We start from the raw sequence: 20,479 nt of genomic DNA on the forward strand, positions 1-20,479 counted from the left end.
CCCGTGCCTGGCCGCTGAGGAATGCTGACGCGCAGAGCGTCGCGCCGAGGGTTATGCCTGCGAAACGAGCAACACCCGGGTTTGTGGAATTCTTCTTGCTGCGCATTGCCGCCCGTCCTATTTGTGAATGCCGATACGGGAATGGGTCCACTGGAACGACGAGTTGTTGACGTATTCGTCGTAGTTCCACCAGGTGTAGGTCTGGGTGGACTTCCAGGGATCGCCGACCGCGATGGTGTTTGACGATCGGTCGTACCCGTAGATGACATTCATATGGCCGCCGCCGGAATTCCATCCGATGCGTGCTGCGAAAGGTCGTCCGCCGCTTATCTCGTCACCCGTCTCCGAGAAGGACGCGTTGCGGGACAGGCCGTTTCCGGTGTTGGAGAAGCCCATGCCGGCCCAGGCGTTGGCCATGTCGTCGAGCGTGGCGGGCTGGTTGTCGCAGCTGAGGTAGCTATTCTGGGCGGCGAGTCGGCAGAAGTCGTTCTGGCTGTACTGGTTGTATCCCCAGTACTTGGCGATGGTCAGGCCGGAGGCATCCCAGCACCATTGGTCCTGAACCTGCTTCTGCATATCTATGGCGAGGGCTACGCGCCCACCGGATTTGGGGTGGGAGGACGAGCAGACCGGTAGGCGGTCGGTGTTCTCCTTGATGAACGCGTTGGCTATGTAGAAGGATCCCGAGTCGGACCAGATCCAGCGGGAGTCGCCTTCGACGGCGTCACCCTGCACCCGGCAGGTCATGGAGACTGCGCTGCCGACGTGGGCTTTTCCCACGTTCCGGGCGGAAAGGTCGGGTGCCTTGCGTTCGTTGATGGTGCTGTAGTCGCCCTGGCCACCGGTGATGGTTCCGGTGACGGAGCCCGCCTGGGCGAGGCTTCCGGCAGTGAGGAGGAGTCCGGCAGCAACCACGGCTGCCGCGGCTACCGCTAAGGCTCTCCTCAGCGTGAAGGCTCGGCGTAAGCGCATATCTCAACTCTTTCGTGTGGGGGATACCCAGGGCATGCCACAGGCGCCTTCGCAGGTAAATGCGATGCCAGGTAGGGAAGCGCAGGTGGATGCTCCGAGGTGGGGGAATTATTACAGCACTTGCAGCCCCCATGGCAATGACGCTCCATCAACGGCATTCAATTACCGGACAGTAGGGCCAGAGAAAACATAACGCCGCCGTGTCGATTACCCACGCTGAGTGATCAACACGGTGGCAAAGCGACCGATTTGGTATTGGTTACCGGTGGTAGCGCAAGGAGACGGTAGTAGCGATACCGCCCTAGAGCCATCCGGGCCTCGACGCCGCCCGGCTTGGCCGCCTCGCTTCCACATGTATCCCGTATCGGCACTCGACATGGTCGACTCGACCGCACCTTCCACGAGCACCGACAGGCCGTTTCACGCGAGAACGGATCCGCGGGAAAGGCCAGCCGTATGGCCGGCAGCGGCACGGGACACAGGGGGGCGACACCGCGCAATTCAGGGCGTGCCGACAACTCCCCCACGTCACCAACTGTCCGGTAACAAGAACTCTCCGCACAAACAAGGGTGATTGGCTTGGTCATGGCAAATTACCTATTACGATGAGCGCCACCCGATCACTGGTCACGTGGCGATCGCCACCATGAAGACGGGGCCGCCCATGAAACACGCAAAGCACGCGCGGAAGCGCCACAGCCGGTTACGTGCCCGGGCCGCCGGCACCACTGGAGCGTTGGCCGTCGTCCTGGGCGCCGGAGTCGCGCCCGCTGTCGCCGCCGGAAAGAGCACCGGTACGTCCATGACCGCCGCAACGGCCCTGGACGCGGATCAAGCCCCGGGCCAGGCGGCGTCCTTGGACGCGCCACAAACCCCGGGCCAGCTGACCCTCCCCGCCCCGACCGGGCGCTATCGCGTCGGAACGGTCGACCTCCACCTGCGCGACTCGTCACGCACGGATCCGTGGGTGCCCGGACAGCAGCGCGAGCTGATGGTCTCGCTGTGGTATCCGGCCACGCACACCAGCCACTATCCCGCCGCGCAGCTCCCGGTCAGCCAGCAGGTGCTGCCGGGCGGGGTGACCCTTCCCACCACTGCCGGGCACACCGGCGCCCCGGTTGACCGCAGGGCCGGCAAGCTGCCGGTGGTGCTGTACTCGCCCGGGCTGCACGGGAGCCGGGCCCAGTCGACCGCACTGGTTCAGGACCTGGCCAGCCGCGGCTACTTGGTCGTCACTCTCGACCACACCCACGATTCCAGCGACGTAGTGTTCCCCGACGGGCGGCATGAGGTGAACACCATGCCGCCGGGATCCCACTCCTCCCACACGATCGCCATCCGGGCGGCAGACACCCACTTCGTCATCAACCAGCTGTCCAGGATCGCCCACGGCCACAACCCGGACGTGGAACACAAGCCGCTCCCCCACGGGCTGTCCAAAGCCGTGAACATCAACCGTATCGGGATGTTCGGCGCTTCCCTCGGCGGAGGAGCCGTGCCCGCGGCCATGCACGCGGACTCCAGGATCGACGCCGGCGCGAACCTGGACGGCCAGCTCTTCGGGTCGGCGATCGACAAGCCGCTCGACCGCCCCTTCCTGCTGTTCAGTTCCGAACACCACAACCGCAACAGCGATCGGAGCTGGGCACGGTTCTGGAGACACCTGCACGGAGAGCGGCTCGATCTGAAGCTGCGCGGCTCCGGGCACAACTCCTTCGTCGACCACCAGGTCCTGTTCCCCCAGGCGCCCGGTGCATTCGGGCTGACCCCGCCCCAACTGGAGCAGATACTCGGCACGATCGACCCCAACCGCTCCATCGAGGTCCAACGCACCTACCTCGCAGCCTTCTTCGACAAGCATCTGCGCCACCGGCACAGTGATCTCCTCGACGGCCCCTCGCGCCATTACCCAGAGGTCGACTTCATACGCTGAACCGAACCGACCGAAGGTCACCGTCGGCCACTGCTCAGCGCAACGACATATCACTGATTACCTGTCACGCCCTCAACCACCGTGCCCACACTCCGCCCCCTTGGGGCGGCCGACCTGCACGGAGGTACGCACGCTTGTGAGCTGTCAGCCCGCGGGCCCGCATCTACGCTCGGCGTGCCAGTGTCTTCACGCCTACTCACTTGGGGCACTCATGGCCAATGCATCCCTTCGCCGACTTGCCATACCGGTCGGCATCGCCCTCGCCCTCCTCCTGTTCCTCTTCCTCCCGACCACCGGCTCCGCGGCTCCCGGCCGCTCCGGGGCCGGGAGCGCCAAGGCACTGGCCCAACTGCCCTCCGACTCCTACCGGACCAATCCTGCAGGGCTCGTTCCCGGCACCGCCTACGACTACGCACCGTCGATCATGGAGGACCGCACCTATCGGATGTGGTGGTGCGGTGCCCCCCATGGCGACACGGTCCCCGGCGACGACATCATGTACGCCGAAGCCGACTCGCCCGGCGGCCCCTTCCGCCAGCAGCGGAGCGTGTTCAACGGCAGATCCGACGGCTGGGACCAGCACACATGCGATCCGTCCGTGCTGCGCGTCAACGGCACCTACTACATGTTCTATGGGGGCATCAAGGACCCCTACCCTGCCAACCGCACCGAGATCGGCCTGGCCACCAGCACCGACGGGCTCAACTGGCAGCGTGCGAACGACGGCCGGCCCATCATCTCCCCGTCCTTCGACGTGAACCGTCCCAACAAGTACGGCGCGGGCCAGCCCAGCGCCATCTACCGCGACGGCAAGTTCTACCTGCTGTTCACCGACACCACCGGGCGCGGCGCCGACGCTGGAGGCAGCGGCCAGTTCGCATGGCGTTCCGCCGACCCGACCTTCCAGAAGGGGGTGGAGGTCGCCACCGCCCACGGGTGGCGGCCGCGGACCGACGACAACGACCGCAGTTTCTCCGTGGTCAAGGGCTTCTCGGTGGACTGGCAGTACTCCGACGCGCTGGACGCGTTCATCGTCGCCAGCAACGGCCCCCGCCAGGACGGCACCGTTCTGCACTTCCTCGACGGGAACGACCTGCGGGTGCACCCCTACGCCGACGGCTTCGTGCCCGGGACATGGACTGAGGGCCCAGGCATCGTCTCCCGCCCGGACAAACACGCTCGCGCCTCCAGCACGGGCGACTGTGGCCGCATCCCCATCGACCTGGTCCAGTCCACCACCACCTTCCCACCGCGAACCCCCGGCCGCTTCGGGCTCGACCTGCTCTCCGGCAAAGCCTGCACCAAACTCTCGCCGAAGCGGGTCGGTGCCATTTTCGAGGGCTACGGCATCCAGGTACAGGGACTCCCTGCGACCTACGTGACCGACGGACGGCGGCTCCAGTTCGCGAAGGCGGAACCGTACCTCCACGTGACCGGGCAGCGCATCGGCGTCTCCTCGGAAACGTTCCACAGAATCCCGTACGGCGCGTCCCTCCACGCCGGCCAGAAGGCCGTGGCCGCCACGGGACGCCCCGGAGCCTTCCTCCTGGACGACCGGCGCCTCTGGCCGGTCGACAGCGACAAGCTGATCACGAGCAACGGCTCCTCGCTCACCCGGATCAGCACCGATGACTACGATTCCCACCCGGTCGGACCCGCACTGCGCCTACGACCATAGGACCGAAGCTTGCGCTCCCGCCGCGGCGCCGCTTCCGCAAGGACGCCGTGCTGATCGTGGACGGCACTCTGGTACCGACCCGCGATCACACGGTGGCCGAGCAGTCGAAGAACTATCGGTACTCGACGAACCATCAGGTGGTCGTCGACGCGGACATCGCCCATCTGCACAATCTCAGCCTCGCTGGATAGGCGACTGGCCACCCTGCGGGGGCTGACATGAGCTGCCGGTGAACGAGCCAGTCCACGCCACCGCCGAGGTCAGTTCGTCTGTTGGCCCGCTCATGCCGCGTCGGCCGTGTGGCCTCCCGCCACGCCGCGACAGCGCTGCGCGGCTCGACGAGACGGTCGCCGGACACGAGCGTGCCGGCCTGCTTGATCTGCTGAAGCAGAGGAGAGACCGCCATGCTCTGGACTCCAGACAAAGACCCGATGCGGTCCGAAGTGAATGCGAACAGTTCGTCGAGGTCACGGCAGTGCGCGACGGCATGAATGTTGTAGGACCCGGAGGCGGCCGCGGCGAAGGCTATTTCGGGATCCTGCGCAAGTGCGCGTCCAAAACTCTACTTACTTCGGCTCACCAGGGCGTTCTTCGCTGAACTTGCGGATGCAGAGGGGGTGTTGGCGGTAGTCCGTGGTGTGTGAGGCATACGGACGGGGGCGGCCGCCAAGTGCCGGGGATCTGATCTTTGATACTTCGGGAATTCGGCCATCTCCGCTCTGACCATTTCCCGTCGAACACCTGGGCAGGGAGCCGACGTTGACCGGAGGACCGGACAGTGGCCGGTTCTGTTGCCCCGGGGGCGCCGTGGCCGGATCTCCCCCTGCCGTCCTCTCGGGCCGCCCTGTCAGGGTGTGGCCTTCGTCTTCGAGCCGAGAGGAACGACCACCATGAGTGAGCGCCCCGCGCACTCCGCCCGCAGCCCCAAGAGGTGCCCGGACCCGGATCCCAACCTGCTCCCCCAGGAAGTGGCCCGGGAGCTGCACGTCTGCATGGGCCTCAACTCCTGCGTCGGGCTCGACGCGTCGGGCCAGGCCCCTATGGCGGGCATGGGCACCTGCGCGACCGTCCTCCACGTCTGCCACGGCGAAGGTGCCTGCCGGGGCCAGGGCGGCTGCGGCTACGCGGGCACGGACTACGAGCAGTTCCACCCAGGCGAGCAGGACTGCCGCTACAACGGCAGCTGTGCCAGCCCGATCAACGAGAGCCGGGTCTTCTCGGCCGGCCCGCTGAAGGGCAAGAGCGTGTGGAAGCAGGCTCGCCGGCTCTTCGAGGCGCGGATGTACGCGGCGGGCAAGGCGTTCGGCCCGGCGCCGGGCGAGGGTGTCGAGGATGATCGGATGCCGCACTACGACTACATGTCGCAGCCGCAGTGAGCGAGGCACGGCTGGGCCTGCCGCACCTCGGCCTCGGGGTCGGGCTGCGGACGCCGCACCTCCCGTACATTCGCCGGCACCGGCCGGCCGTCGGCTTCTTCGAGATCATCTCCGAGAACTTCCTGGACACCCGCGGCGGCAGACGGCACGCACTGGCGGAGATCGCCGAACGGTACCCGGTGGTCCTGCACGGGGTCTCGCTGTCCATCGGGAGCACGGACCCCCTGGACTTCGGTTACCTGCGCCGGCTGAAGCGGCTGGCCGACGAGGTACGGGCCCCGTGGGTCTCGGACCACGTGTGCTGGACGGGCGTGCTGGGCGTGCACACCCACGACCTGCTGCCGCTGCCGTTCACCGAGGAGACCCTGGACCACGTCGTGCGCCGCGTGCGCATCGTCCAGGACGTGCTGGAGCGTCGGCTGGTCCTGGAGAACCCCAGCAGCTACGTGGAGTTCCGCGCCTCCACGCTCGCCGAGTGGGAGTTCCTCGGGCGGATGGCGGAGGAGGCGGACTGCGGGCTGCTGCTCGATGTGAACAACGTCCACGTCTCCGCGTTCAACCACGACTTCGACCCGGTGCGCTACCTGCGGGAGCTGCCGCACGAGCGCGTGGTCCAGATGCACCTCGCAGGGCACACCCACTACGGCACGCACATCGTCGACACCCACGACGCGCCCGTGTCCGAACCGGTGTGGGAGCTGTACCGGCTGACGACCGAGCTGACCGGCGGAGTGTCCACCCTGCTGGAACGCGACGACAAGCTGCCGCCGTTCCCGGAGCTGCTGGCCGAGCTCGACAGGGCACGGGAGCGGGCGGCAGCCGCCCCGGCGGGGGGCTCCCGTGGCTGACGCCACCTCGCTGGCCGCCGTGCAGCGCTGGATGCAGTCGTTGATCCTTCACCCCACGGGCGAGGACCCCGGCCACACGATCACCGCGTCCAGCCGGCTGTCGGCCCGCGAGCGGCTGCTCGTCCACCAACACGGCTACCGGCTGCGGCTGCTGGAGTGCATGCGCACCCTGCACCCGGGGTCGGTGCACCTGCTCGGGCAGGAGATCTTCGACGGTTTCGCGCAGGACCACCTGGACGCGCACCCCTCCCGCTCCCCCACGCTGGCCGGGCTCAGCACCGGTTTCGCCGGCCACCTGGCCCGTACGCGGCCTGACTCCGGGCCGGGCGCGGAGCGCGAGGCGTGGATCGACCTGCTGATCGACCTGATCCGCTTCGAGCGGGCCTTCACCGAGGTCCTGGACGCGCCCGGCACCGAGGACGGCACGGCCCCGGCGCCGCCCCTGCGGCTGCTGCGGGTCTGCGCGCCCGTCCACGCGTACCTGGCCGCGGTGCACCGGGGCGAGGAACCGGATCCGCCCGCACAGCGGACCGTCCATCTCGCCGTGACCCGACGGCACTTCACGGTCGTCACCCGGGAGCTGAGCCCGGGGGCGTACGCGCGACTGCACGTCTCTTCTTCGCATCCCCCAACTTCCCCAGCGGCATCGACATCGGCATCGGCATCGGCATCGGCATCGGAGGATTGATTCACCGTGACCACGAAGGAATCGGTTCAGGAGATCACCGACCTGCAGGACCTGATCGACCATCTGAAGGCCGCCGCCCAAGTCGAACTGTCCACGGTTCCCCTGTACTTGTACGCGACCTATTCGATCAAGACACGCGGCTATTCGCAGTGGGCGGCCGGCGCGTCGGCGCAACGCACGATGATCGGTGTGGCGATCGAGGAGATGCTGCACCTCAGTCTGGTGCGCAACCTGCTGATCGCGGTCGGGGACACGAGTTTCCGGCTCTACGACCCCAAGGTCATCCCCACCTACCCGGGCGACATGCTCATGCGCGAGCCCAAGCTGCCCATGCGACTGCGGAAGCTCTCCACCGACCAGGTCAGGAACACGTTCATGCAGATCGAGCTGCCGGCCGCCCCTCCGGAGGCCGCTCTCGGCGAGATCGAGCCGTACCACTCCCTCGGCGAGTTCTACGCGCGCATCGAACGGGGCATCCACCATCTCAGCTCGACCATCGACTGGGCCAAGGCGAAGAAGGACCTGTGGAAGTTCCAGTACCACCGGGCCTACTGGAACCAGAACGGCGGCTCCGACCAGCCGCGGCTCATCGTGGACGAGGCGTCCGCGCTCCAGGCGATGCAGATCATCGTCGACCAGGGCGAGGGAGCTCCCGAGGACAAGGGCCTGCTCCCCGACCCGATCGTGCGCACGGATGACCACCCGCCGCAGGACATCGGCAAATGGCAGGCGTCCCACTACACCAAGTTCTCCGACATCGCCAAGGGCCTCGGCGGCATCGGTGTCGTCTGTGACGACAACGGCAAGCAGAAGTACACGATCGACGACGCCGAAGTCATCTGGCCGGTGCTCGACGACCCGGACCTGAAGACCGTCAAGGCGGACCAGACCGTCAAGGACCTGATGGAGTTCTCCAACGCCGTCTACTGCTACGTCCTGGCGCTTCTGGACGCCATCTACCGGACGCCGATGCAGGTGCACGACCCCGCACAGGACAAGGACCTGTTCACGCAGAGCGACCGATACGCCTACGAACGCGGCTTCATCGCCGTGATGCAGGGGTTGCTGTACCCGGTCTGCGAGCTCCTGGTGCGGACACCGCTCGTCAAGGGGCAGCCGTCCGTCAACGCCGGACCGCCCTTCCAGTACTACGCGTTCAAGACCAAGCAGCCGAAGGCCGAACTCGCCGCACTCTGCGAGAGGCTGCTCCCGAGCTATGCCGCACTGGGCGGTGACGACGGGGTCCAGCGGCAGATCTCGCTGCTGCCGGACATCCGGCTTCCCTGACGACCCCGAGCATGCGGACGGCGCCCTCCGGCCATACGGAGGGCGCCGTCGCGTCGCAGGGCTGCGGGACTACCGGGCTGGGACTGTGGCAGGCGTGGCGCGGAGCAGGTAGCCGGAGAACCAGGTGGGGAAGGCCCGTCGTAGCGTGCTCGGTCCGGTCAGAGTGACGGCTCCTGAGCGCAGGAGCGGGGCACGTGGGTCAGCGGACCGTGCCATCTCCCAGATTCCTGGCCCAGTCTCGCAATTCGGGTTCGGCCAGGCTGGTGCCCAGCCAGTCGTGGTCGAGGTCGGCTCGTGGAAGGGATGGTACGACTGCGACGTAGAGCCCGGCAGCGCGCGCCGATGCGATGCCTGTGGCCGAGTCCTCGAAGGCGACGGAGCGTTTGGGAGTCGTACCGAGTGCCTCGCATGCAGTGAGGTAGAGCTCGGGTGCGGGCTTGGGAGAGCGCACTTCGTCGGCGGCGAACGAGTGGGTGAAGTAGTCAGCGAGGCCGGCCGACCACAGTGCCGCATCCAGCAGTTCCCGGGGGCTGTTGCTGGCTACGGCGATGGGGACGGCCGCCCGGCAGGCGCGCACCAGTTCCGCCGCCCCGGGGAGGGCCGCGGCGCCTCGGGACAGCTCCGTGCGGACTCTTTCGAGGAGTTCGGCGGCGAGTTCGGCACCGGCGCCGGGGCGCCCGAGGTATTGGGCCATGGCCTCTCCGGCGGCCTCCACGGTGCGGCCGATCACCAGGGCTTTCTGTTCGGGACCGAAGGGATGGCCGTGCGCCGCGAAGATAGCCGTTTCCGCAACGGTCCAGCAGGCTTCGGTGTCGACCAGCAGGCCGTCGCAGTCGAAGACCACGGCCTCGGTGCTGGTGGGGAGTGAGCACATGCAGATGTCCTATCGCTTCAGGTGATGCACGGGTTGCCCGTTTCGGCGGCTGTCGGTGGCCTTGCGGTCGCGCCGATCGGTGCCTCACTGTCCGAGCGCGAGCCGGATGCCGAAGGCGGCGATGACCGTGCCGGTGATGCGGTCGAGGTAACGGCGGACTGAGGGCCGTTGCAGGCGCCCTCGGAGCACAGCCGCGAAGGCGATCAGCGCGCACGCCCAGACGATGGCCAGGAGGATGTGGACACCGGCCAGGAGCACACCTGAAGCGAGGTGCGAGGCGCCGGCGGGGATGAACTGCGGGAGCACCGCAACGTAGAAGGCGCCCATCTTCGGGTTGAGGAGATTGGTCACGCTCCCTTGCCACCAGCCGCTGAGCAGGGTGTCGTCGACGCCTGTCCTGGCCTTGGTCTCGCCCCCGGTCAAGGTCGCGCCCCCGGTCCCCGCTGTCTGCGGGCTCTCGCTCGATGCGTGGCGCCAGGTGGCCCACAGCAGCTTGCCGCCCATCCACACCAGGTACGCGGCTCCGACCCAACGAAGAGTCTCGTACGCGAGGTGAGACGCGGTCAGCAGTGCGGTCACACCGAGCGAGCTGAGCACGCCCCAGACCAGCGTGCCGCTCTGGATGCCGAGGACCACGCCCCAGGCGCGACGGCGGTGCCCGAGCGCCGCGGTGCGCAGGATGAGTGCGGTATCCAGTCCGGGAGTGAGGGTCAGGAGTCCCACTATCAGGGCGAAAGTCCCTATTGCGTCCAGGGTGATCATGAGCGATCACCCTAGGTCGGGAACCGCAGGGCGTCCACATTTCCTGCCCGAAATCGGGCAGAAATGGCAGTGTTCACCTTCGGTTCGGCGCATCACACCTCAGGTGACGTTCCCGGAATACGCCTCAAGCGATGGGGCAAGCCGGTCGACTCGGGCTCCTCTGGAGCCAGGGCATCCATGGACTGCCGCCGGATTGCTAACGGATCCACAGCCGGATCGCGGCGACGGTGACCGTGCCATGGACGTCCTGATGGGCGGCCGTGTCCATAACGCGTCAGACCCGAGCGGCGGTCCTGAGGTCACGGTCGAAGGCGCGGATGTCGTCCTCGGTCAGGGACGTCCGGGTGTGGGCGATGGCCTGGAGGTAGTCGCCGGTGAGCCGGTCCGGGTCGGCTCCCTCGTCCGGACCCGAGGACAGATGGCGTTCGAAGGCGCTCTGGGCGGCGGTGCGTGCCGCGTATTCGATGTCCGCCGGGGTGAAGCGGTCGCTGGCCTCGACCAGCGCGTCAAGTTCGAGGCCGGCCGCGCGGTCGGGACCGATGTAGCGGATCCAGATGGCCCGCCTGGCCTGGGCGTCGGGCGGGCCGACCGGGATGAGGTAGTCGAAACGGCCGGGGCGCAGGAAGGCCGGGTCGAGGGAGCGCACCGCGTTGGTGGCGCAGATCAGGAGTCTGCGGTCGCCGCGCCGGAACTGCGGGATCAGTTTGAGGAGCTCGTTGGTGACCCGGTGCGCCAGTGTCGTCGGATCGTGCCGCTCGGAGGCGATCTCCTCGGCCTCGTCGAAGAACAGCACGGCCTGCTCCAGGTGCTCGACGCGGGCGAAGAGCCGGCGGAGGGCGGCCGCGACGCCGTGCGCGTCGTCGGCGAGTTGGTAGGGGAACACCTCGATGAACGGCCAGCGCAGGCGGGAGGCGACCGCTCGCGCGAAGGTGGTCTTGCCAGTGCCGGGTGGGCCGAAGAGCACCACCGCCCGAGGCGGCACCAGCCGGTACTGCCCGGCGAGCTCGGGGTGTTCCAGTGGGAGCACCAGTCGGCGCTCGATCAGCGTCTTCTCGGCACTCATTCCCGCGATGCTCTCCCACAGGCCGTCGTCCGGGACGGCTCCGCCGAGTTGATCGAGCAAGGTTGCTTCGGCCGAGTCCGCGGTCAACAGTTTCTCGGCGTAGCAGAGGTCGGGGCGACGCACGTATCCGGCGTGGGTGAACGCCCGCTGGATGGCCTCCCCGTCCGGAAGTAGCGCGCCGATGCGGCGCACGCCGGACCGCCCCAGCCGTTCCTCCAATGCAGCCAGCAGTGCCTGCCCGACGCCATGTCCTCGCCACGGCTTGCCCACGGCCATCCGCAGGACCCACCCCCGCTCCTGCGCCATCAAGGACACCGCGGCGCCGACGACCTGGTCTCCCACCACCGCGACCACGGCGGGCGCCTCGGCGTGCAGCGCGCTCAACGCCTCAGCGAGGCTCACAGCCAAGTCCACGGTGGCGCCAGGTGCCTCTTCCCAGATGCGCACCACCTGATCCAGGTCGCCCTCCTCCAGCGCACGGACCCGCCACGGGGACATTCGCCAGTCACCTCTCCCAGCCGATGCCGGTGGATCATGCTCCAGGCCGTCAGGCTTTCGCCGAGCCGCCGAGCGCGGACAGGCGTTGTCGGTACTCCCCGTCGTCGATCTCACCGCGTGCCTACCATTCAGCGAGCAGCCGTTCCGGTGCCGTCGGGCCGGCGGGCGCGGGCCGGCAGAACACCTGCAATGGCGCCGTCTCTCCACTGTCCCTCGCCGAGCTGCACGCCGCGAGGGACCAGGTGGCCCTCTCGTCGCTGCCGTGCCCCGACCTTGGCCCGGAGCGTCCGCCCGCAGCGGCCATGGCATGTACGCGGAATGGCCCTCCGCTGCCGGAGCGGGCGTCCCAGGGACGGCTGCCTGTGTCCCCAGTGTCGTCGCTCGCGGTGATCCCGGCGATCCGACCCTCGACGACGTCACACATGGTGAGGAAGTGAACGCACATCGTCTTCAACTCCTCGCGCAGCAGGTGCAGCACCCGCAGGCCGTCGATGTCGGGCAGCATCCGGTCCAGGACGACGGTGTGCACGCGGAAGGCCCGTGCGACGCCAGCCGCTCTGCCTGATCGGCGACTCCGGCACCGGCAAGTCCCACATGCTCATCGCCCTGGGCACCGAGGCCGCCATGAAGGGCTACCGCGTCCGCTACACCCTCGCGACGAAGCTGGTGAACGAGCTGGTCGAAGCCGCCGACGAGAAGCGGCTGAACAAGGCCATCGCCCGCTACGGCCGCGTCGGCCTCCTCTGCATCGACGAACTCGGCTACATGGAACTCGACCGCCACGGCGCCGAACTCCTCTTCCAGGTCCTGACCGAACGCGAGGAGAAGAACAGCGTCGCCATCGCCTCCAACGAGTCCTTCGGCGGCTGGACCAAAACGTTCACCGACCCCCGGCTCTGCGCGGCCATCGTCGACCGCCTCACTTTCAACGGCACCATCATCGAGACCGGCACCGACTCCTACCGCCTCGCCAGCACCCGAGCACGAGCCGAAGAACCCGCCAAGGCCAGCTGACGCTTCGAAAGCTCCAACGGACCGCCCCGGTTGGGACGGTCCGTTGCCGAGGTGGCCGTGGACTACATCGCGTCAGGGACTGGCCACTAGCCCTTGCGTGATCAGCAGGCTTCGCACCTCCGCCAAGGACGCGACGCACATGTGTGCTTGCCGGAGCGATTCCTCCGAGTGTGTTGTCGTCAAGCCGATCGCAGTGCAGCCAGCCGCCACAGCAGCCCGTATGCCCGCGGGCGCGTCCTCCACGACCAGACACGCCGAGGTGGCGACGCCCAATCGTGACGCAGCCAGGGCAAAGCAGTCCGGCGCGGGCTTCGCGTGTTCCACATCGCTGCCGTAGACCCGCACAGCGGGGAGGGGGAGCCCCTCCGCTGCGAAACGGGCTTCGACGAAGGCCCGGTCGCCAGAGGTCACGATCGCCCACGGACTGCCGGACAACGCCTCCAGCAGATCAGCAGCTCCGTCGACCGGCAGCACGCTGTCCTTCTCCTGGGCCAACAGCTCATCGAGCACCTTCCGCTCGACTGCTGGGTCCAGATGGGCAGCCGCATCCTTGACCTTCGAACGGTTCCACGGCGACACCATGCGCCCGGGCCCCGCGCCGATGACCGACACCGAGCGCGCCGCCACCGAAGCCCCCACATCGCTCGGCACGCCAACCGCCGAGCGCCCGAGCCGCCCGCCCCTGGACCGGAGATCGTGCCCGCCTCCGCCCCCCAGCCCGGGTGCCGGACGCCGCACACGGGGGCATCATGGGAGCGTGATGGAGCTGTTCCCGCCGATGCCGCTGATGGAGTGGCGGGATACCAAGGAGACGCTGCACCGCTTCGCGCAGATCGTCGGCAAGATCCGCCTGGCGGCGAGCGCCCGGCGCAACCACTGGTGGAACGTCCCGTTTCATGTCACGGGGCACGGCATCACCACGCGTCCGATGGGTCAGGTCGACGGGAATCCGATCTTCACGATCGACTTCGACTTCGTCGACCACCGGCTCGTCGTCGCGACGCTGGACGGCGAAGAGCGGGCCTTCCCGCTTCCAGGCCAGTCCGTCGCGTCCTTCCACGACGCGACCCTGGCCGCTCTGGCCGCGCTGGGGGTCCGGGTGGACATCGCCATTCCCAGGCCCTTCGACCTGCCCGACGCCGGCCGCCCATTCGCCGAGGACACCGAGCACGCGACCTACGATCCCGTGGCCGCCAACCGCTACTGGCGGGTCCTGAGCCAGGTGGCGTCCGTGCTGGAGGAGTTCGCGGCGGGCTACTCGGGAAAGAGCAGTCCGGTGCACCACTTCTGGCACACCTTCGACATCGCCCACAGCCGGTTCTCCGGGCGACGGATCGACCAGCCCCGGCAGGCCGACCCCGTTACCCGTGAGGCGTACTCCCAAGAAGTGATCAGCTTCGGTTTCTGGTTCGGCGACGACACCTTCACCGAGCCCGCCTTCTACTCCTACACCGCCCCCGAGCCCGCCGGCCTGGCCGGGGAGCCGCTCAGCCCCGCGTCTGCGCGGTGGGTCGCGCGCGCCGACAGCCACCTGGCCGTGCTGCGCTACGACGCGGCCCGCGTCGAGACCGATCCCCGTGCCGCCGTCCTCGCCTTTTACGAAAGCGCCTACCGGGCCGGGGCCGGACGCGCAGGATGGGACATCGCGGCGCTCGCGTGCCCCGGAGGCATCACGGACCCGCTCCGGCAAATCTGACTCCCGGACCGGAGGGTCCAACGATCGAGCGCGGTCAGCGGAGCTGCAGCTCCCAGTCCCCAGGGACCTTTTCCCGGGGACCCGGAGTGGACTGCGAGTCCGGGTGCGCGGTGGGCGGGGCCAGCTCCGGCCCCTCGTAGTACTGCTCGGTCTCAACGTTCCAGAACCAGTCCTCACCCGGTTCGAAGCTGGTCAGTGAGGCGCCGTTCAGCGGTCAGGTTTCGGTGCCGGTGCGTGCCAGGATGCCCTTCAGCAGGCCCGTGGACTGTCCGACCTCGATGAGGTAGCCGTCCGGGTCGCGCATATAGCAGCGCAGCTCGGCGCGCCGGTCGACGGGCGGGGTGAGGAATTCGGCTCCCTTGGCGCGGGCCGTCGCGTAGAACCCGTGGATGTCCGCCACCCGTACGTTCAGGAAGCTGGAGACAGTGTGGGGGTCCTCCGGTATGCGCAGGACGACGTCGGGTTTGTCGTCGGTGGGCCCGCCGCCGGGGTTCATAATGATCCAGCTGTTGGCGACCTTGATGATGCAGGGGTTCTCGTCCAGCACCACCTGCCCACCCAGCACATCGGCGTAGAACGCCCGCGAGCGAGGGACGTCGCCGACCGTGAGGAAGTGCGTGAGCAGCAGGCCCTCGGCCGGTGCGGGAAGGTCCTCGGCTGACGCGCCTGCGGAGATGAAATCGGACATATGCCGAGCCTATGGCGCGGGCGGCCGCCCGGCATTCCCACCCGGCAGAGCCCGTCAACCGTCGTCCGGCCCGCGGCCGGGCCCGTCTGCAGAGCCCGCCGCGGGCGAATGAGGACACCGGCCTGGACGGCATGTGCGACGAGCCCCCTCCAGGTCGTCAGCGCCGATCGTGGCGACCGGGTAGCGCAAACCGCGCTCCTCATCGTCGCCGAAGTGAACCAGGACCCGAAGGCAGGGGTTGCCGTACTCGTCGATGACCTGAGAAGGCTGTGCGACGCCATCCCAGTTGTCTGGGCGAATGCAGCGGCGAACTCCTCTCGGCTCAGAACTTCGACCGACTCGAAGTCGACGGAGAGATCGCCAACCCCACTCGCAACGGAGAGGTCGGCATCCACAACCTGATCGCCGCGTCAAACAGCACCGACGAGTACGGCAGGTGCGCCGACGAGCTCAGAGAGAACGACTTCGCCCACAACACGCCATCGCCACAGTGAACGGCCCGCAGAACAACACCTCGGGCGACAGCATCACCCACGCCGATCTCGATTCGAGCTCTTCTACCAGCAACTCCACGACTGTCGAGTCGACATGGAAGTCTCTCGCCCCAACGGCCCGGGCACGGCTGTGAAGGCACTCTTCGACTGCGGGGAGGCCAAGCTGGTGGTGACCAAGGAACCGTCCAAGGACACGCCACCGGACCACGACGAACTCTAGCGGCGGATCCGCCGTGGGCCCGCCGTGGACGTTCGAGACGCGTAACTGGCCTGCGGGCCCCGCCTGTTCGCCCAGTGGAAAGTTCTCACGGCAGTCCCTTTGATCGGCGATGACTGAAGCTCGCTGCCGGGCCGCGCCAACAGACGCACCCCGGCAGCGACGTGTGCGAACTCTGCGATGGCCGCAAACCATGCAAATGAGATGGCCTGTTAGGTGGTCGGCTGCACGGCAGGTGAGTGCTTCACCCGTCAGGCGTCGAAGCGGTGGCGGGAGGCTTCGATGTGACCGAGGTAGTGGTGGGTCCAGTCGCACAGTCCGTCGATCGTCACCCTCAGGGCCCGGCCCGCCTCGGTGAGGGTGTACTCGACCCGCGGCGGCACGACGGGGTGCACCGTCCGCTCGATCAGACCGTTGCGCTCCAGCATGCGCAGGTTCTGGGTGAGCATCTTGTGGCTGACACCCTCGATCTCGTTCCGCAACTCGCTGAAGCGCAGGGTGCGCTCACCGAGAGACTCGATGATCAGGAGCGCCCACTTGTTGGCGACGTCCGAGAAGATCTCCCGCGCCAGAGAGTCCGCGCGCCTCAGGTCCGCATCCTCGGGCGAGCCGCTGAACTGCTTGGTCACCATCAGGTTCCCCAGTCACTGAAAAGTGCGTTCTTCCATGTCAGCGGCCACTCTCCTACGGTTCCCCAGTAACCACAAGAGAGTGGCTCGCAAAGCAATGGAGGCAGGCAGCATGGCCATCACCCTCGTAAACCCCAACGGATTGCCCGAAGTCGACGTCTACCGGCAGGTGTCGATCGCGACCGGGTCGAAGCTGGTCTTCATCGCCGGGCAGGTCGCCTGGGACGTCGACGGTGTCACGGTCGGCGAGGGCGACCTCGCCACTCAGGTCGAGCAGTGCTACCTCAACATCAACACCGCCCTGGCCGGGGCCGGTGGTTCCTTCGACGACGTGGCGAAACTGACCGTGTATGTCGTCGACTGGGCCCCCGACAAGATGCCCCTGCTCTTTGAGGGGATCACCCGGGCGGCCGCGAAGCTGGGCGTCACCCCGGTACCGCCGGCCACGCTGCTGGGTGTCGCGGCACTGGACGTGCCCGAGCACCTGGTCGAGATCGAAGCCACCGCCGTCCTCGCCTGAACGAATGCGCTTCGCGTGTCCTTCCTGCTGGACCTGTCCGATACCTTTCCGCGGGCGTTCTCGGATGTCCGCGCTCGACGGGGTTCGGGGCGGCGGTGGCCGGGGCGGGGGCCAAGCCGGAGCGGCACCGGGCGACCGGCCGGCCGCCTGTCAGCCGCTGCAGGTCAGCCTCCGCAGGGGCGAGTACCCAGGATCTTGGCGGTGAAGCTCGCCAGTTGCCGCCTCAATTCTTCGCGGGGTACGCGCCCTTGTCCGGCCAGGTGCTCTACGAGATCGGCTCGAACGGCGGCGAGCAGCGCATGTGCGGTGAAGTCGCTGTCGGTGAGGCCCAGGACCTGCTCCAGCATGCCGTGGAGCAGGGTGTGCCATCGCTCGTAGCGCTCCGCCCGGTAGGGGCTGCCCCTGCCGCTTCCCTCCAGGGCCAGCGTGAGGTGGCGGTTGTCGAGCTTGAGGCGCAGGACGGCGTCGAGCAGGGCGGATACCCGCTGAAGCGGCGGGGTGGCGGGCCCCAGCGGCGCCGGGCCCTCCTCGACGGCCTCCCTGACCGGTTCGAATCGCCCTTCGCACAGCGCGCGGATCAGCCCGGTGCGGTCACCGAAGGCACGAAAGAGCGTCCCCTTGCCCACGCCGGCCGCAGATGCGATGTCGGCCATGGTGACGTCCGCAGGGCTTTCGCAGCAGGTGAAGAGCGTGTCGGCGGCCGCGAGGACGGCAGCCCGTAACCGGGCTGCCGTCCTCGCGTGGCTTGCGCTCGGTCATGGGGCTCCTCCGTTTGCGATGCGGACCGGCGGTCCGTATCTTTCGAGGAAGCGGACCTCGGGTCCGTATCGTACGGGACGGAGAAACTCATGCCCGCAAACACCTCACCCGCAGATCTGTACCGGCACAGCCTGCAACTGCTGCTCGACAAGAACATCCCCGACTGGGTCGGCCTCTGGGCCGAGGACGGCATCCTGGAGTTCCCCTTCGCTCCCCAGGGCTGGCCCGGGCGGTTGGAGGGAAAGGAGTCCATCGCCGCATACATGCGCCACTACCCCGACCACATAGACCTGCACGACTTCCCCGACGTGCGGATTCACCAGACACCACCGACCCCGAGACCATCGTGGTCGAGATGCGCGGCGTGGGCCGCCTGATGGAGACCGCCAGCCCGTTCGACGTGCGATACATCGCCGTCGTGACCGTTCAGGACGGGCACTTCACTACCTACCGCGACTACTGGAACCCCCTCGCCGTCCAGGAGCCCGGCGTCGACTTCGCCGGGAGCAACCGTTGATCGACACCGACACCACTTTGGTCATCGGGGCCACCGGCACCACCGGCAGTCGGACCGCCGCACAACTGATCGCGGCCGGCCACCGCGTGAAGGCCGCCAGCCGTCACGCCACCCCGGTCCCGGGCGCGGAACCGGTCCGCTTCGACTGGTACGACCCCACCACCCACGCACACGCCTTCGACGGAGCCGACCGCGTCTACCTCATCCCGCCCCTGGGCCACTCCGACCCGGCTTCGGTCATGCTGCCCTTCCTCCGACAGGCCCGCGCCGCCGACGTACACCGCGCGGTGCTGCTCAGCTCCTCGGCCATACCCGAGGGCGGCCCGGCAGTGGGAGCGGTGCACCAGGCCCTGCCCGCTCTGTTCGGCGAATGGGCGGTGCTGCGGCCCTCCTGGTTCATGCAGAACTTCACCGGCAATCACGCACACGCCCAGAGCATCCGCAAGAACGGCACGATCCTGACCGCCGCCGGGAGCGGCCGGGTCGGCTTCGTCGACGCCGACGACATCGCCGCCGTCGCCGTACGCGCCCTGACCGACGATCAGGCGCCCAACACCGACCTGGTCCTGAACGGACCGGAGGCGCTCAGCCACGACGACATCGCCACGATCATCACGGAGGTCACCGGCCGGCCCGCGTTCCACCGCCACCTGGCCTTTGAACAGATGCGGGACCGGCTCGCGGCCGCGATGCCACTGGAGTTCGCCGCGATGCTGGCAGGCATGGACCGCGCCATCGCCGAGGGGTCCGAGGACCGCACCACCGACACTGTCCAGCGCCTCACCGGCCGCCCGCCGCACAGCTTCCGCGCAGTCGCCGAACGCGAGCTGGCACGAAGCAGCTGACGCACGGCCCGGGTCCGGCCTCTCGGGCAGCCGACTGGCCCTGCCCGCCGTCGGGTGCGGCTGTCAGTGCCAGGGCGGCCCCTCGCGTACCCGTCCACGATGCGGCACCTACCCCCGGCACGCGGTGGTGGACGAGCGAGCGGACACGGCCTCAGGCTCGCGGCGCGCCCTGAACCGGTCCGTTCGTCGGCGGGCCGGCCGGCCGGCCGGCCGGCCGCGGCTAGCGTGTCGTGTGGATCTTCGCGGGGCCGTTCCACCGGAGGCGTCACCTCGCCGCATCGTCGGCACAAGCAACTCTTCCGGGTTTGCGGCGGTCTTAGCAGGCATCGTGCTCAGAGGGGCAACGTCTGTCGACTCGTACTGATAAACCAACTGGAAGGGCGTACTCAATGGTGTTCGATCCCAACTTCTGCCTGGATGTTCCGGAGGGTTTCGACGATTCGGATGCTGAGACCGGGGTGCATCCCATGGCCAGGAAGCTGTTCCTCGGCGCAACTGCCGCGGACGCGTTCAGGAAAGCCCATGAGTGGCTGCGGGAAGAGAGAGTCCGCCTGGTAGACGTGTCGTGGGATGTCTTGGACGGCGAGGACGAGCCCTACACGCTGAGCGTCTATTTCACGTTCGAGCTGGATCCCGAAGACGCCTGACAGCGGCCATGCAGTCTCGTTCGGATCAGCCAGCCGTTCGTTGGTCCGGGTGTGCCGTTTACTGACATGCAGTGGGCGCGGACCGAGCCGTTGCTGCCGGCCCGGACGCCGAAGAGGGGTCCATCTACCGAACGCATTGGCAGATCCCGCCACGGGACACCGGTCCGCTCACGGAAAAGAATTTTGTTGATCACCCGGCGCTGACTCTTCCCACGCCCGCCCCGGCCCACGTTCCTCGGCAGGTGCGGCTCCAGCCGAGCCCACTCCGCACCAGAGAAATCACCCCGCCCCACAGGGATCGGAACGACACGGGCACAACCCAGTCACACGACCCGTCTCGGACACTGCCTTTTGAGGCAAGGGGTCGCCAGCGTCGGCCAGCAGGACGAGCCCGGGGGCGGTGGCGTGCAGCGGGAGCCGGCCGCCGACCTGGTACATCACGCGCGGGGCATCTCGTGCGGACAGCCGTGCACC

The 20,479-nt window shown here is 68.0% G+C and carries 21 protein-coding genes and 5 pseudogenes; 15 read left to right on the forward strand and 11 right to left on the reverse strand.

Annotated features, from left to right (window positions below; all coding sequences use genetic code 11):
* Window positions 1-117: 117 nt before the first annotated feature.
* A complete protein-coding gene (locus WAB15_RS01070) occupies window positions 118-972 on the reverse strand; it encodes a papain-like cysteine protease family protein (RefSeq protein ID WP_407284914.1) in 855 nt (284 codons plus the stop codon).
* An 802-nt stretch (window positions 973-1,774) separates the two neighbouring features.
* On the opposite strand from WAB15_RS01070, the gene WAB15_RS01075 reads away from it, so the two are divergent.
* From WAB15_RS01075 to WAB15_RS01085, 3 genes and pseudogenes are all read left to right on the forward strand, one after another.
* The gene (locus WAB15_RS01075) at window positions 1,775-2,905 is read left to right on the forward strand and encodes an alpha/beta hydrolase family protein (protein WP_407284915.1); all 1,131 of its coding nucleotides are present in this window, start codon (window positions 1,775-1,777) and stop codon (window positions 2,903-2,905) included.
* Window positions 2,906-3,116: 211 nt separating this feature from the next.
* Window positions 3,117-4,583, forward strand: a complete 1,467-nt coding sequence (locus tag WAB15_RS01080) for a hypothetical protein (RefSeq protein WP_407284916.1) — start codon at window positions 3,117-3,119, stop codon at window positions 4,581-4,583.
* Window positions 4,580-4,738: pseudogene (locus tag WAB15_RS01085) on the forward strand (IS5/IS1182 family transposase); the annotation flags it as partial. The gene WAB15_RS01080 and the pseudogene WAB15_RS01085, both read left to right, overlap by 4 nt.
* Here the strand turns inward: WAB15_RS01085 and WAB15_RS01090 are convergent.
* Window positions 4,717-5,130 (reverse strand): annotated as a pseudogene (locus WAB15_RS01090) (Lrp/AsnC ligand binding domain-containing protein); the annotation flags it as partial. The pseudogenes WAB15_RS01085 and WAB15_RS01090 overlap by 22 nt on opposite strands.
* A gap of 343 nt (window positions 5,131-5,473) precedes the next feature.
* Between WAB15_RS01090 and WAB15_RS01095 the strand changes: the two are divergent.
* From WAB15_RS01095 to WAB15_RS01110, 4 genes are read left to right on the forward strand one after another with little or no spacing between them, the layout of a single operon-like run.
* A complete protein-coding gene (locus WAB15_RS01095) occupies window positions 5,474-5,959 on the forward strand; it encodes a hypothetical protein (protein ID WP_407284917.1) in 486 nt (161 codons plus the stop codon).
* Window positions 5,956-6,807: a DUF692 domain-containing protein gene (locus WAB15_RS01100; protein ID WP_407284918.1), complete on the forward strand. Its 852-nt coding sequence runs from the start codon at window positions 5,956-5,958 to the stop codon at window positions 6,805-6,807. The genes WAB15_RS01095 and WAB15_RS01100 overlap by 4 nt, the downstream gene beginning before the upstream one ends.
* Window positions 6,800-7,495: a putative DNA-binding domain-containing protein gene (locus WAB15_RS01105; protein WP_407284919.1), complete on the forward strand. Its 696-nt coding sequence runs from the start codon at window positions 6,800-6,802 to the stop codon at window positions 7,493-7,495. Before WAB15_RS01100 ends, WAB15_RS01105 begins: the two co-directional genes overlap by 8 nt.
* Before the next feature lie 6 nt (window positions 7,496-7,501).
* A complete protein-coding gene (locus tag WAB15_RS01110; protein WP_407284920.1) occupies window positions 7,502-8,782 on the forward strand; it encodes a ferritin-like domain-containing protein in 1,281 nt (426 codons plus the stop codon).
* Between the two features lie 199 nt (window positions 8,783-8,981).
* On the opposite strand, the gene WAB15_RS01115 is transcribed toward WAB15_RS01110, so the two are convergent.
* From WAB15_RS01115 to WAB15_RS01130, 4 genes are all read right to left on the reverse strand, one after another.
* A complete protein-coding gene (locus WAB15_RS01115) occupies window positions 8,982-9,656 on the reverse strand; it encodes an HAD family hydrolase (RefSeq protein ID WP_407284921.1) in 675 nt (224 codons plus the stop codon).
* A gap of 84 nt (window positions 9,657-9,740) precedes the next feature.
* Window positions 9,741-10,418: a LysE family translocator gene (locus WAB15_RS01120; RefSeq protein WP_407284922.1), complete on the reverse strand. Its 678-nt coding sequence runs from the start codon at window positions 10,416-10,418 to the stop codon at window positions 9,741-9,743.
* 274 nt (window positions 10,419-10,692) lie between these two features.
* Window positions 10,693-11,979, reverse strand: coding sequence for an ATP-binding protein (locus WAB15_RS01125; protein WP_399150602.1), 1,287 nt, complete (start codon window positions 11,977-11,979; stop codon window positions 10,693-10,695).
* A 121-nt stretch (window positions 11,980-12,100) separates the two neighbouring features.
* The gene (locus WAB15_RS01130) at window positions 12,101-12,508 is read right to left on the reverse strand and encodes a hypothetical protein (protein ID WP_407284923.1); all 408 of its coding nucleotides are present in this window, start codon (window positions 12,506-12,508) and stop codon (window positions 12,101-12,103) included.
* 14 nt (window positions 12,509-12,522) lie between these two features.
* Between WAB15_RS01130 and WAB15_RS01135 the strand changes: the two are divergent.
* Window positions 12,523-12,993 (forward strand): annotated as a pseudogene (locus WAB15_RS01135) (ATP-binding protein); the annotation flags it as partial.
* Window positions 12,994-13,065: 72 nt separating this feature from the next.
* Here WAB15_RS01135 and WAB15_RS01140 read toward each other — a convergent pair.
* Complete coding sequence (locus WAB15_RS01140) at window positions 13,066-13,644, reverse strand: HAD family hydrolase (RefSeq protein ID WP_407284924.1); 579 nt, start codon at window positions 13,642-13,644, stop codon at window positions 13,066-13,068.
* Window positions 13,645-13,753: 109 nt separating this feature from the next.
* Here WAB15_RS01140 and WAB15_RS01145 point away from each other — a divergent pair, with 109 nt between their 5' ends.
* A complete protein-coding gene (locus WAB15_RS01145) occupies window positions 13,754-14,689 on the forward strand; it encodes a DUF5996 family protein (RefSeq protein WP_407289137.1) in 936 nt (311 codons plus the stop codon).
* A 214-nt stretch (window positions 14,690-14,903) separates the two neighbouring features.
* Here WAB15_RS01145 and WAB15_RS01150 read toward each other — a convergent pair whose 3' ends face one another.
* A complete protein-coding gene (locus tag WAB15_RS01150; RefSeq protein ID WP_407284925.1) occupies window positions 14,904-15,377 on the reverse strand; it encodes a VOC family protein in 474 nt (157 codons plus the stop codon).
* Between the two features lie 269 nt (window positions 15,378-15,646).
* Here WAB15_RS01150 and WAB15_RS01155 point away from each other — a divergent pair, with 269 nt between their 5' ends.
* Window positions 15,647-15,871: a hypothetical protein gene (locus WAB15_RS01155; protein ID WP_407284926.1), complete on the forward strand. Its 225-nt coding sequence runs from the start codon at window positions 15,647-15,649 to the stop codon at window positions 15,869-15,871.
* A 94-nt stretch (window positions 15,872-15,965) separates the two neighbouring features.
* Window positions 15,966-16,091: a hypothetical protein gene (locus tag WAB15_RS01160; protein WP_407284927.1), complete on the forward strand. Its 126-nt coding sequence runs from the start codon at window positions 15,966-15,968 to the stop codon at window positions 16,089-16,091.
* A gap of 248 nt (window positions 16,092-16,339) precedes the next feature.
* Here the strand turns inward: WAB15_RS01160 and WAB15_RS01165 are convergent, their stop codons facing one another.
* Window positions 16,340-16,720 (reverse strand): winged helix-turn-helix transcriptional regulator, encoded by a 381-nt coding sequence (locus WAB15_RS01165; RefSeq protein WP_399150596.1) that lies wholly within the window; start codon window positions 16,718-16,720, stop codon window positions 16,340-16,342.
* Between the two features lie 109 nt (window positions 16,721-16,829).
* Here WAB15_RS01165 and WAB15_RS01170 point away from each other — a divergent pair, with 109 nt between their 5' ends.
* A complete protein-coding gene (locus WAB15_RS01170; RefSeq protein WP_399150595.1) occupies window positions 16,830-17,237 on the forward strand; it encodes a RidA family protein in 408 nt (135 codons plus the stop codon).
* 164 nt (window positions 17,238-17,401) lie between these two features.
* Here WAB15_RS01170 and WAB15_RS01175 read toward each other — a convergent pair whose 3' ends face one another.
* Window positions 17,402-17,890 (reverse strand): TetR/AcrR family transcriptional regulator, encoded by a 489-nt coding sequence (locus tag WAB15_RS01175; RefSeq protein ID WP_407284928.1) that lies wholly within the window; start codon window positions 17,888-17,890, stop codon window positions 17,402-17,404.
* A 195-nt stretch (window positions 17,891-18,085) separates the two neighbouring features.
* Between WAB15_RS01175 and WAB15_RS01180 the strand changes: the two are divergent.
* The 3 genes and pseudogenes from WAB15_RS01180 to WAB15_RS01190 all read left to right on the forward strand — a co-directional run bounded on the left by WAB15_RS01180 (window position 18,086) and on the right by WAB15_RS01190 (window position 20,005).
* Window positions 18,086-18,513 (forward strand): annotated as a pseudogene (locus WAB15_RS01180) (nuclear transport factor 2 family protein).
* Complete coding sequence (locus tag WAB15_RS01185; protein WP_407284929.1) at window positions 18,510-19,358, forward strand: NAD(P)H-binding protein; 849 nt, start codon at window positions 18,510-18,512, stop codon at window positions 19,356-19,358. The pseudogene WAB15_RS01180 and the gene WAB15_RS01185 overlap by 4 nt, the downstream one beginning before the upstream one ends.
* A 389-nt stretch (window positions 19,359-19,747) precedes the next feature.
* A complete protein-coding gene (locus tag WAB15_RS01190; RefSeq protein WP_407284930.1) occupies window positions 19,748-20,005 on the forward strand; it encodes a hypothetical protein in 258 nt (85 codons plus the stop codon).
* A 131-nt stretch (window positions 20,006-20,136) separates the two neighbouring features.
* Here the strand turns inward: WAB15_RS01190 and WAB15_RS01195 are convergent.
* Window positions 20,137-20,298: pseudogene (locus WAB15_RS01195) on the reverse strand (transposase); the annotation flags it as partial.
* Window positions 20,299-20,479: the final 181 nt, after the last annotated feature.

Origin of the sequence: Streptomyces sirii (genome assembly GCF_045690365.1) — a bacterium.
Taxonomy (GTDB): Bacteria; Actinomycetota; Actinomycetes; order Streptomycetales; family Streptomycetaceae; genus Streptomyces; species Streptomyces sirii.

Excerpts from the sequence above, each read along its gene's own strand:
- WAB15_RS01070 (WP_407284914.1), bottom strand. The coding sequence starts at position 972 with ATGCGCTTACGCCGAGCCTTCACGCTGAGGAGAGCCTTAGCGGTAGCC.
- WAB15_RS01075 (WP_407284915.1), top strand. The coding sequence starts at position 1,775 with ATGACCGCCGCAACGGCCCTGGACGCGGATCAAGCCCCGGGCCAGGCG.
- WAB15_RS01080 (WP_407284916.1), top strand. The coding sequence starts at position 3,117 with ATGGCCAATGCATCCCTTCGCCGACTTGCCATACCGGTCGGCATCGCC.
- WAB15_RS01095 (WP_407284917.1), top strand. The coding sequence starts at position 5,474 with ATGAGTGAGCGCCCCGCGCACTCCGCCCGCAGCCCCAAGAGGTGCCCG.
- WAB15_RS01115 (WP_407284921.1), bottom strand. The coding sequence starts at position 9,656 with ATGTGCTCACTCCCCACCAGCACCGAGGCCGTGGTCTTCGACTGCGAC.
- WAB15_RS01120 (WP_407284922.1), bottom strand. The coding sequence starts at position 10,418 with ATGATCACCCTGGACGCAATAGGGACTTTCGCCCTGATAGTGGGACTC.
- WAB15_RS01125 (WP_399150602.1), bottom strand. The coding sequence starts at position 11,979 with ATGTCCCCGTGGCGGGTCCGTGCGCTGGAGGAGGGCGACCTGGATCAG.
- WAB15_RS01145 (WP_407289137.1), top strand. The coding sequence starts at position 13,754 with ATGGAGCTGTTCCCGCCGATGCCGCTGATGGAGTGGCGGGATACCAAG.
- WAB15_RS01150 (WP_407284925.1), bottom strand. The coding sequence starts at position 15,377 with ATGTCCGATTTCATCTCCGCAGGCGCGTCAGCCGAGGACCTTCCCGCA.
- WAB15_RS01160 (WP_407284927.1), top strand. The coding sequence starts at position 15,966 with ATGGAAGTCTCTCGCCCCAACGGCCCGGGCACGGCTGTGAAGGCACTC.
- WAB15_RS01165 (WP_399150596.1), bottom strand. The coding sequence starts at position 16,720 with ATGGTGACCAAGCAGTTCAGCGGCTCGCCCGAGGATGCGGACCTGAGG.
- WAB15_RS01170 (WP_399150595.1), top strand. The coding sequence starts at position 16,830 with ATGGCCATCACCCTCGTAAACCCCAACGGATTGCCCGAAGTCGACGTC.
- WAB15_RS01175 (WP_407284928.1), bottom strand. The coding sequence starts at position 17,890 with ATGGCCGACATCGCATCTGCGGCCGGCGTGGGCAAGGGGACGCTCTTT.
- WAB15_RS01190 (WP_407284930.1), top strand. The coding sequence starts at position 19,748 with ATGGTGTTCGATCCCAACTTCTGCCTGGATGTTCCGGAGGGTTTCGAC.